The organism is Dactylosporangium sucinum (genome assembly GCF_014647515.1).
GTDB classification, from domain to species: domain Bacteria; phylum Actinomycetota; class Actinomycetes; order Mycobacteriales; family Micromonosporaceae; genus Dactylosporangium; species Dactylosporangium sucinum.
Genome location: NZ_BMPI01000052.1, coordinates 70,205 through 80,740, shown reverse-complemented (window position 1 = coordinate 80,740; position 10,536 = coordinate 70,205). Strand labels below are relative to the sequence as shown.

Here is a 10,536-nt window from a genome sequence, read left to right as displayed (position 1 = left end):
CAACCCCACACTGACCACAATGGAGGTTAACCGAGCGACGAGCCTGAGTCACGAACCGCCGTTGCAGTACTAGGCGGCATGGCTGCGCCGACTTGCGTGTCGGTCAGCGACGTCGAACCGGGCCTTGCCCTCGGTGCCGGACCTGCGACAGCGAACCTTTCGATGCTGAGTCGGAAACGACGCGGATGCGGCTTTGAGCGCCTGGCAGCTGTCGCTACTGCGTTGCCGCGCCCTGCCAGGGCGCCGCCCGTGGGGGCTGGCGGTACGGGCGCGGCGCCGTAGCGGCCGTCGCGCGGTCGCGGACAGCTCGAAGGAGTTAGTCGCCAGGACGATAGCCCCATTTCAAGGACGCAGAGCGTCTTCTTGAGGCCCTACGCCCTTGATCCCGGCCCCGTAAACCGATAGGCGCAACCGGGGTCAGGCAACGGCGGCGGCGAATGCGGCGAACAGGTCTCCTGACAACGGCGTCTCGAGCTTCCAGGTCACAGCCATTGGCCGATCGCCCTCGTGCTGGACATATCTCGCCGGGCCGAGGAACCAGAAGGCCCGATCGTCGGCCCGGGTCCGCGCGAACAACAAGATCGAGCGCCCCATCGCCACATGGTTTTGATACCGCCGGCCGGTCGGGCTTTCGGAGGACGTGGTGGATTGACTCTCCCAGTGGATGAGCTCGGGGCTGATCGCGTAGTCGCGGTAGCGGGTGGTCGGGGAGAAGTCGCCACTCGTCTTGTCCAGGGTGAACACGAGCAGATCGGCGCCCGCGGCCTTCGCGTCGTACACGCCCTCACGCCACTGGGGCGTTCGGGCGCCGGTGCCCTCGCCGACCGCCGCGAGGATCTCAATTCGGGTGTACTGACTGTGCACCTGCAGGGGGACCTCCGGCAGCGCCGAGTGCTGCATGTGGCTCGGTGCGTCACCGAGGACGTGGAGCAATTCTCGCAGTTCAACGATCACCTGGGGATGCGACCAGAGCTGGTCAACCGCGGACTGGAGCGGATCGGTCCGTGAAATTACCTGGTCGGCAAGGTTGGCGACGAGCATCCGCATGAGGCGATGTTCGACGTTTGTCAGCGAGTCGACGTCAGGCGAGTTTACGTGATTCAACAATGAGTGGTACCCCTCAAGACGCTGGCGGTCATCGACATGCTGCATGCGTGCGATGCCGCGCCGAAGGGCTTCTTCATGTGGTCCGGCGGGTGCAACAGACAGGCCGGCAGCCTCACACAATGCGGACCAGCTTCGGTTGCTGGCATACACATCGGCAACCTCAAGGCCTGTCTCGACGAGGTAGTCCGCCAGGGTCACCGATGCCCGATCTTGAGCCAGCGACCGAAGCTCGGCGACCTTGGACGGCCACCGCGAAGGAATTGCCTCGCGAACGCTGCGCAGCACGATTTCGCGGGCCACCCGGTCGAGTTCCATGTGACAGCCGGCGGGCAGGAATGGAAAGCCTTCCTCGACGGCTCGCTCGAGATCGCGGCGGCTGCCGCCGAGCAGCGCACGGTACCGCTGATCGAAGCGAAACTCGCGACGGTGCATGCCGACGAAGTCCAGTACCGTGCAGACGCTCTTGCCCGTCGCGATCCGCAAGCCTCGACCCAATTGCTGCAGAAACAGGGTGGCGCTTTCGGTCGGGCGCAGCATGAGCAGCGTGTCGACGCTGGGCACATCAACGCCCTCGTTGAACAGCTCAACCGAGAAGATGACCTGCAGCCGCCCCTCGTCCAGATCACGGAGAGCGGCAGCGCGATCCTCCTCCGGCGTCTCAGCCGAGACCGCCAGCGCGGCCACGCCGAGCTTCTCGAACTGAGCCGCCATGAAGCGGGCGTGGGCAACGCTCACACAGAAGCCCAGGCATCGGATGGTTGCGACATCGGTGACGTGCTGCTCGAGTTGCTTGTAGACGAAGCGCGCCCATGCCATGTCGCTGGTGTAGACCTCGGTCAGCGCTGCCTCGTCATAGCCGCGTCCGCGGCGCCAAGGGACCTCGCGCAGGTCGATGCCGTCGTGAATGCCGTAGTACGCGAACGGCGCCAGGCGATGCTGTTCGATGGCATCCCAGAGGCGCAGTTCGGCCGCGATGCGGTCGCCGAACCAGTGCAAGAGCGGCAGGCCGTCGGCACGCTCCGGCGTCGCGGTCAGGCCGAGCAGTTCACGTGGCGTCAGATCTTCCATGATCGCCCGGTACGACGGCGCCGCAGCGTGGTGGAACTCGTCGATGATGATGACGTCGAAGTGGTCCGGCGCGAGGTGCTCCAGCCCGTTGGCCGCCAGCGTCTGGACAGATGCAAAGACGTGGTCGAACGCGGTGGGTCTCGCGCCGCCGACCCACTTCTCGCCGAACGCGTAGTCACGCATCACATGGCGGAACATTGCCAGGCTCTGGTCGAGGATGCGTTCTCGATGCGCGACGAACAACAGCCGGGCCCGAGGCGACTTCCGGCGCAGGCGCGCGTAGTCCACCGCGGCCATCACGGTCTTACCCGTGCCGGTCGCTGATACCAGCAGATTGCGGTGGTGGCCCCGTGAGCGAGAGAGCTCGATCAGCTCAAGCATCCGTTCCTGGAACGGCTCGAGGCGAACCTCAACTGGACTCAGTAACGAAATGCTGCGTCCATCGGATCGACGGGACCGATCGAGCGCCTGCTGGAAGTCTGCCTCGACGTATGGAACGAAGTCGCCGCTTTGCCAGTAACTCTCGAAGACTGCGTCGATCTTCTTGACCACATCAGGGTTGCGGGCGGCCGAAACTCGGACGTTCCACTCCAGGCCTGCCACCTGGGCAGAGTGTGTGAGGTTGGATGACCCGACGTACGCCGTGCTGAACGCCGTACGACGGTGAAACAGCCACGCCTTGGCATGCAGACGGGTCGTTGTCACGTCGTAGGAGACCCGAATCTCGGCGCCGAGATCCGCCAGCAGGTCGAGCGCCCGACCTTCGGTTGAGCCGGTGTAGGTGGTCGTCAGCACCCGGAGCCGTCGCCCCCTGGCGCAATGCTCACGAAGCGCGCCGATGATTGGCAGTAGACCGCTCGTGCGGATGAACGCCATGACCAGGTCAATGGCGTCGGCTGACTCAATCTCGGTAAGGACCTGGCTGCCGACTCTGGGTTCGCCGGGTGCGTTCGTCAGCAGCGTCGTATCCAGTAGCGGAATGAGTGGCCGCCCCGCGCTACGGGCGGAGCCGTCGGGTTGCCGCTCGCCGATGGCGCTCAACACCTCACCTGGCGCCGATGGCGATTCGAGCGCCGGCTCCGTCCGCGGAAGCTGCGTGCCGAGCGCTTCAAGGAGGCGCTGCGCCACGTCGACACCGATCGCGACGCGGTCGGCTTCAGGTACGGCGTCGAGGGCTCGCTCGACCTGGCGGGCGAGCAGCAGCGCGATCCGATCAGCCGCATCGGCCGACCGCAAGACGTGCCGCTTGACAAGCTCCTGGTCGACGTTCGCCAGCCGGCTTTCGAGAGCCTTGGTTACGACGATCTCGTAGAGCCCCGCGGGCAACTCTTCAGCCACCGCATCAGTCTGTCCTATGAACCACTGCTTTCTCGACACAAGGTCACGAGCGCACGGTCGGGCCTCATGCCGCTACCCTTGGCGAATGCCTGACCTGTCATACGACGATCTGCTGGCCGACTTCTCCGACGCTCAGCCGTACACCACGGAAGTCGCCGCAACCGCACCCAGCTCGTCCGGCGTCCATGTGGTGCTCGACCGGGGTGTCGTCGTCTATGTCGGGTCGACAGGCGAGCTGCGGCGCCGGCTCCGGCAGCACCTGACCGGCAACCGCGGCTCGTCCGTGCTGCACGACCAGGTCGGCCAGCTCCTCGATACGCCGAACCATGCTGCCTCGGCCGCGGAGATCGCGGCCTGGCTAGGGCGGTGCGCCGTCCGCTGGTATGAGACGGACAATCCGGAGGGCGTGAAGGAGACGCTGGTTCTGGCGCTGAAGCCGCGGTTCAATCGGCGCGTGCCGAACCAGCGGTGAAGAAGCCGATCACACGTCGATGGGTGCCGCGCCGGCGTTGTCAAGGTCGGTGATAACCGCTGCGACGACTTCGCGCAGCCGGTGCAGCTCACCTGCTGTCAGGCCGAGTTCGTAGCAGTGGTGGTGGCCGGCCCGGGACAACGCCCACCAGTCGTAGCCGGCCTTGGTGGCGGTGTGTCGACCGGCGTAGCGCTCGAGGACGAGGAACTGCAGTGACCTGGCCTTCACGGTGGCGATCTCGGAGTGGCAGCGGCGCCAGTAGTTGTCCACGGCCGACTCCAGCGCCAGGCGGAGCAGCCAGGCACAGGTGCGCGGCCATGCGCCGCGGGCTCCCCGGACGACGACGCTGGTGAGTAGCTGGGTCGGCCGCGTCGGGGCTGGCCTGGGGCTGTGTTGTCCCGTGGTCGGTGATCATCGCAATTCCTTGGCGAGCCGCCGGCTGTTTCGGACGAGCGTTTCGAGGTCGTACGTTCCGGGCCGGTGAACGGCCCTTCCTTGCAGGCCCTGAACGCGTCACCGGCCCACCTCCCGTACTGATTGAGCCGGTTGAGCACTTTGCCGCCCTGGTGCCTGTCGCCGAAGAGCGCGAGTGCGGCCAGCTGCCATGTCCGCCGATCGGTCGATGACCCGGCCTTCGTCCTCGACCGCAAGGCTGGAGCCGGAAGGGGCGGACGGGCTGAATGAGGGACAACGCTGCTCCGTGATCGAGCGCCAGATGTTCGGCCCGCGCACCAAACCTCGACGCGCATGCCAATGCCACCAACACCTATGGCGTTGATCTCGAGAACCGAGGCCGACCGCATCGTCACCGGACGGCTCGTGACCGACACGACGAACGACAACCATTCCGGCCGTTCGACCGTTCCGCCAGTACGGAGCGTCGTCGTAGGGTTGCTGACCGGCGGCCTCCTTAGGTCGATGAGCAGCCCCCGGCACGGACGGCGCAATGAAGAGGGCAGTGGTGACGAGTACACCGACGTCGGGGCGGGGCGTCCGGAGCGCGGCTGCCGCGCCTGTCGGCGCTCGCCGAAAGCGACAGTCCCAGGCCGAAGCGTCGAGGACCGTCGGGTCCCTCCGCGCCGACCTTCCCAAGCTGGCTGAGCTGCTGCGCGCCGAAGCCGAAGGCGCCGAGATAAATCAGCGCGTCCGTGGAGCACTTCGTGCTTTGGACGGCGACGTGGTCATGGTGGTCGCGTTGCGGCTCGCGGTCGCGATAGCCGAGTCAGAGGCCTCGGTGGCGCGGCTCTTCGGTACGTCGAGGAAGCCTCAGAGTCGTCGTCGAGCGGACTACTCGCTGGAGAGGCGGGCCACCACGGCGGTCGAGGGATGGGAGCGCGAGCATCGCCAGCGAATGGCGGCGGCGACGGCAAAACCCGACGTGCCCGACTCTCTCGAAGTACGGGTATTGCGCCGCTGTGCCGGCACCGTGTTCGGGCAGGCATTGGCGGCAGTCTTGAACGAGCGTGAGGTCCACGGCGGTTCGTTGGATCTGCCGTCGCGGTCACGCTGGGCATGGTTGTCGAGCACTGGCTTGACGTCCGTGTTCGAGGCCGTGTCGTTGCCTAACGAAGTACATCGTCTGGTCGAACTCGATCCAGCGGCATTCGCCGAGGTCGTCTCAACCGACGCGAAGAAACTTCGGCAGGCGCCGCCACTGTCGCACCCCGCCGTCGTCGAGCGCTGGGAGGAGCAGATCGGGTCGCTCGTCGCCGGCTTGCGGAACCGGTTCGACCGGCTCATCGGTGGGGCGTCGAGTCTGCCGCCGACCGCTCGCAATGCCGCCATCCGCCAGGAACTGCTGCGTGCGGGTGTCGACCGCGCCTACGCGGAGGCGAGACGGCTGGCCGCTAGAATCGACGTCGGTGCATTCGAGGTGCGACTCGCACTCTTCGTCCGGCAGGCGGCATACCAGCAGTTCCGTGCTTCCTGTCTGGCGGCGGCCGCAGCACGAGTCTCCGAGGCGGAGCCGGCGCTCTGTCGACTCGTCGCGACAGTCGTCGCGGACCACGAGACCACCTGTGTCCACGCCAGCGCCGCCAATCCGTGCCGAGATTGCGTCGGACCGCTGGCTGCACGTGTGGCACGGCTCCGCGATGCCGTCGAGGACACCACGCGCCAGCCGGTCGACGACATATCACCAAGCAGCGTCCCAGTCTCGGCGCCGGTGGACCACGCGACGCCGGACTCGTTCCTCTGCACCGCCGCGCTCGACGGCATCGACAGCATCGACAACGACCAGGCGCACGTCGTGGTCGTGACCGGTGCTCGACGGCGATCCGACACCGGCGCCTTCGGGTACGCGTGGGTGACCGAGGACGGTGAGATGCGCACCGGCGTCGAGGACGCGGTTAGCACCCTCGACGCGCAGGTACACGCGATTTGCCAAGCTGTGCTCGACCAGGAAGACCGGGCACCGGTCCATGTCGTGTGCCGTGATCCAGGAGCGGCCGGCCTGGTGCAACAGGTCATTCGGTCGCGGCGCCGACCGGACCCTGACGACGTCGCCTTCACCGCCCGCACGAGATCGCTGCTCGCCGCGCTCACCACAGTGCGTCAGCACGTTTCGGTGTCCGTTGACCGCTGCCCTGACCCGCACCTCGGCACCACGGTCGTCGGCCGGCTGGCCGCACTCGCCCTCGACGCCGCGCAGTGGCGGGAATCGCTCGAAGAGCTGCGCACCGAAGCGGACCGGTACGCTGAGATGCTCACCGCCGCCGTCGGGTCACCCCGCCTCGGACCCGACGACGCCGACGATCACGCGTGGTGGGACGAGGACGCGGATCCGGAAACGCGTCGGCTCGCGTGGCGAATCACCGTCCGTCGGCTGCATCTCGCCGGTGGCTGGTGCCCCCTGCCGGAGCCGCCACCGGTTGGGCTCCACGACGGGCGACGATTGCAGCTCCGACTGGATCACCACACACCGGACGATCCCATGGCGCGCCCAGCTCAGAACGTCACACTCCGGCGTCGCGGCGGCGAGTGGGAGCTCGCCGACATCACCTGGCCGTCCGACGTCCATCCCGGCACGCTGGTTGCGTTCGGCTGGCAAATTGACGGCTTCGTCGTCACCGGACGGACGTTCCCGCTCGACCGGCCGGAGCGCGTCGACGAGGTCGAGTTCCGGCACCGCTACGACGTGCGGGTCGTAACCCGCGAGCACGCGCCGGGCGCGGACCAGGACCGGGAGGTCCCCGAGCTGTCGGTGCACAGTTGGGTGTTGAGAACCCTACGCCGGCTCGGACACCTGGCGGTCGATGGCAGCGCCACCCTCGCCGAGGCCGCGCTCGTACGCGACTGCGTCGAGCTCGGCATGCCGAACCGGTTCGTTGACCAGACATCGAGCGCAGTCGCGGACCTCGTCCGTACAGGGCGCGTCCACCGGGTCGTAGGCAGCGTCGACGCCGACGGACGTCCATGGCATCCGGCCCGGCCCGGTCATGTGTGCACCGAGCTGCTGATGTACATGCCGTCGCACTACACCCCCGACGTATCCCCGGCACGGGACGCGACCAGCTTCGGCGGCGGACCGCGACGGGACCACGTGGTCGCCGGGTTCATCCGGCGCCTTCCACCGGGCGCGCAAGCGTCTGTGGAACAACTCGACCGGCATCGAGACGCCGTCCGCGCATTTGAGGTCGTCGACCGGGAACTGCCGGAAGGCTTCACCTACGTCCGCCGTCACCGTCGAGGCCACTCTCGGTTGACACGCTGACGAACTCCGCTCGCGCGATCAGCGGCCAGACCATCAGCCCGAACGCACCGGGAACGGGATTGGTCGGGGTGGTACAAGACCGCGATTCCGGCGGGCGGAGGTCGCGTACGAAGCCTGGTTGGCATTCGGGCGGAAGCGGAGGGAGGACTCATGACCGAGTTCCACGACTGGCAAGACATTCGCGCCGAGTTGGACGACGGCGACACCGACGCGCTTGCTGAGGAACGTGCGCGTGCTGAAGCGTGGGTCCGTGCCTTCCACCTCGCCGAGGAGCGTAAGCGGCTGGGGCTGACCCAGCGCCAAGTTGCCGACCTCATGGTGTGACGCCGGGCAGGTGAGTCAGATCGAGAACGGTGACCTAGACGTCAATGAGGTTGCCAACTTGAGCCGATACGCACAGGCGCTCGGTGCGCGGCTGCGGATCATCTTCGACTACGGCAACGGCCTCCGTCAGATCGCCTGATCCCGGGGGTACGAACGCGATGGATTCTCAACCGCGTCATGGTGACCACCATTTCGCCGCCGGAGGAATCATCAGGGACGAGCAAGCCAACGTGAATGTTTGCGCCCGCCGGCCGGTGCGAGTGCGGTCGGCGAGATCGTCTGCCGGCTCCGCTGGCATCGACGACGCTCCTACCGGTCGCCGTCCAACCGTGCGGTGACGAGGAGTTCGCCTGGTGCTACAGCTGACGCGTCGGGTTATGTCTCGAGTCGGTTCAGCTGATCTATTACCTGCGCCAGATGATGTGATGTGCCCCAAGCTCGCCAATTTGTCGGGTTTCCTGGTCTACCTCCGTCACGTGCGCGTCGTGCGATCTCTTCGTCGCCCCACGAAAAGGTGGCACCGTTGGATGGCCAATGATCAGACGAGATCAGGGCATCGCACAGTTCGTGCATGGCGGCGTTGGCGTCCCTGTCGGGCCAGCGATAGATCCACCACGAATCGTCGGTGGTGTAGCGGAGGTTTGGTCCGGGTCTCCAGCCCTTGCCGGTCATCCTCGGATGAGCAATAGCGTAGTCGCCGTAGTGGATAGCTTCCTCTTGTACGCGTTGCCAGAGCGCTATGTCCCATCGCCGGATGGGGCTAGCGGTCCGTGGGGGCAGGTGTGACACGCTGTCCGGCATTGCGCCCGCCGCGACCGCGATCGACCGCCAAGGCCTTCTTCGAGCCCAGGCCAGGCACTTTCGGGCGATAGGCTCGGCGCGCGTGAGATCTCGTTCGGACCGCACCTCGAACATGTCGATCACGAGATCGCACTGTTCCGGTGTAAGGCCCGCATCTTTGCGGATCTTGTTGAGCATCCGCTCGGCGTCCTCGTCGTCGGGATCGGCCACTTCGCTACCGAGCCGGAGAACCGCGCGGCCGCAGTGTAGTTCCGCGGCGTCTCCGACGTCTGTCATCCGTTCGCGGCTGTCCTGGAGGTGGACGACCGGAAGCATCGGGACCTTCAGCGCGTCCAGATCGGCTGCGATGCTCTGCAACGGACGGCGGACGTTGGAGGGTGGATCTGCGAGGTAGCGAACGTCAACGGCAATCAGGAGGTTGCTGGGCAGGCGTTCTCGGACTTTGACGGTGAAGTCCCACGTGTCTTTCGCGGGCCCTTTGTCTGTCGGCTGGACCTCCAGAATCGGCAACAGGTGAGGGATCAGATCGTCCGTGAGATTGCTGATCGCCGTAAACTCGCCCTCACGGCCCTTGAGGACCGGCATGTACATAACCAACCGACTCACTCCCGGCGTCCGGCAGTAAGCACTTACTGCAATCAATATTGAACTATCTGTAGTCGCTTGGCAACAGTGAGTCTCGATTGTCCGGGTGCTCTGTTGCGACCGCCGGCCAATGCGCAGGGCGCTGGCCGCCCAACGCAAGCAGAGGCTGTACCGCCGCGGTCGGACGTCAGCGACGAGGGTGAGGGAGCGACGATGAGCCTGAAGGATTGGGAAGCCCGGCTCCTGTCGATCGAGGGCGCCGCGGAGCGCGTGGTCGAAGTTGAGGAGGAACCTCGACGCTGCTCGCTGCGGCCGGGTGGCGACCGTACAACGGGAGACAGGCCGAGCGGCGGTCGTGGACGCCGACCGCCTGAGGGTGAGCCTCGTCGGTGTTCTGCCATCGCCACAAGTGGTGGCTGAGGACGGCGGATGGTCCGTCTTCCTTCCGGGGGTGCCGGTGGCCGCAGACGCCTCGACGTTCGACGAGGCGATCGACGAGATGGTCCTCGCACTTCGGGAGTACGCCGACGACTGGCAGGAACGGCTGCTGGACGCCTCGAACCATCGGAACAACTGGGCGCTGGTCCAGGTGGTCGAGCTCAGCGATGACGCGCAGCTGCGCGAGTGGCTGGTGGGCGCGACTCGATGAGCTGGCCGACGCCGACCCGCCAAGATCACCAGAAATTCTGCGAGATCGAAGGGTGGGAGCCCGTCCGGACCGCGCGTGGCCGAACCGGCGCCCACCATCTCACGTATGAGCTGGCGTCGCCGGACGGCCGGATTCCGCGAACCCGGATCGCCCATCCACCGGACCGCAGCACCTACGGTCCTGGCATTTGGAGTCACATCCTGCGCGACCAGCTCGACGTCGCCGAGGACGTCTTCTGGACCTGTGTGCGCGACGGCGTCAAACCGGCTCGGGGCAGGCCTGAACTGCCAACGGCCGAACCGATCCCTGCCGAGGTGGTGCACCTGCTCATCACCCGAGTCGGCCTCACCGAACCGGACGTGGCGCGAATGACGAAGGACGAGGCCATCACGTGGCTGAACCAGTACTGGGCGGCCGGCGAACGAAGGGAGGACTCATGACCGAGTCCTTCCGCCTCGCCGAGGAGCATAAGCAGCTGGG

General features: G+C 66.4%; 9 protein-coding genes. 6 read left to right on the top strand and 3 right to left on the bottom strand.

Going from position 1 to position 10,536, the window contains the following annotated elements:
- Positions 1-417: 417 nt before the first annotated feature.
- Complete coding sequence (locus IEZ31_RS39425) at positions 418-3,513, bottom strand: DEAD/DEAH box helicase (RefSeq protein WP_229836332.1); 3,096 nt, start codon at positions 3,511-3,513, stop codon at positions 418-420.
- Positions 3,514-3,598: 85 nt separating this feature from the next.
- Between IEZ31_RS39425 and IEZ31_RS39420 the strand changes: the two genes are divergently transcribed.
- Positions 3,599-3,985, top strand: coding sequence for a GIY-YIG nuclease family protein (locus tag IEZ31_RS39420; RefSeq protein ID WP_190255202.1), 387 nt, complete (start codon positions 3,599-3,601; stop codon positions 3,983-3,985).
- Between the two features lie 9 nt (positions 3,986-3,994).
- Here the strand turns inward: IEZ31_RS39420 and IEZ31_RS39415 are convergent, their stop codons facing one another.
- Entirely contained in the window at positions 3,995-4,255 is a 261-nt protein-coding gene (locus IEZ31_RS39415; protein ID WP_190255201.1) for a hypothetical protein, read from the bottom strand.
- Between the two features lie 895 nt (positions 4,256-5,150).
- On the opposite strand from IEZ31_RS39415, the gene IEZ31_RS39410 reads away from it, so the two are divergent.
- The 3 genes from IEZ31_RS39410 (at position 5,151) to IEZ31_RS58350 (ending at position 8,160) form a co-directional block, all read left to right on the top strand.
- On the top strand, positions 5,151-7,697 hold the full coding sequence (locus tag IEZ31_RS39410; protein WP_190255200.1) for a hypothetical protein: 2,547 nt from the start codon (positions 5,151-5,153) through the stop codon (positions 7,695-7,697).
- Positions 7,698-7,847: 150 nt separating this feature from the next.
- On the top strand, positions 7,848-8,021 hold the full coding sequence (locus IEZ31_RS57200; RefSeq protein WP_229836331.1) for a hypothetical protein: 174 nt from the start codon (positions 7,848-7,850) through the stop codon (positions 8,019-8,021).
- 10 nt (positions 8,022-8,031) lie between these two features.
- Positions 8,032-8,160: a hypothetical protein gene (locus IEZ31_RS58350; protein WP_268241730.1), complete on the top strand. Its 129-nt coding sequence runs from the start codon at positions 8,032-8,034 to the stop codon at positions 8,158-8,160.
- 236 nt (positions 8,161-8,396) lie between these two features.
- Here the strand turns inward: IEZ31_RS58350 and IEZ31_RS39400 are convergent, their stop codons facing one another.
- Complete coding sequence (locus IEZ31_RS39400) at positions 8,397-9,407, bottom strand: beta family protein (RefSeq protein ID WP_190255199.1); 1,011 nt, start codon at positions 9,405-9,407, stop codon at positions 8,397-8,399.
- A 409-nt stretch (positions 9,408-9,816) separates the two neighbouring features.
- On the opposite strand from IEZ31_RS39400, the gene IEZ31_RS57195 reads away from it, so the two are divergent.
- Together IEZ31_RS57195 and IEZ31_RS39390 are read left to right on the top strand one after the other, a co-directional pair.
- On the top strand, positions 9,817-10,056 hold the full coding sequence (locus IEZ31_RS57195) for a hypothetical protein (protein ID WP_229836329.1): 240 nt from the start codon (positions 9,817-9,819) through the stop codon (positions 10,054-10,056).
- Positions 10,053-10,496, top strand: coding sequence for a cytotoxic translational repressor of toxin-antitoxin stability system (locus IEZ31_RS39390; protein ID WP_190255198.1), 444 nt, complete (start codon positions 10,053-10,055; stop codon positions 10,494-10,496). The genes IEZ31_RS57195 and IEZ31_RS39390 overlap by 4 nt, the downstream gene beginning before the upstream one ends.
- Positions 10,497-10,536 lie beyond the last annotated feature (40 nt).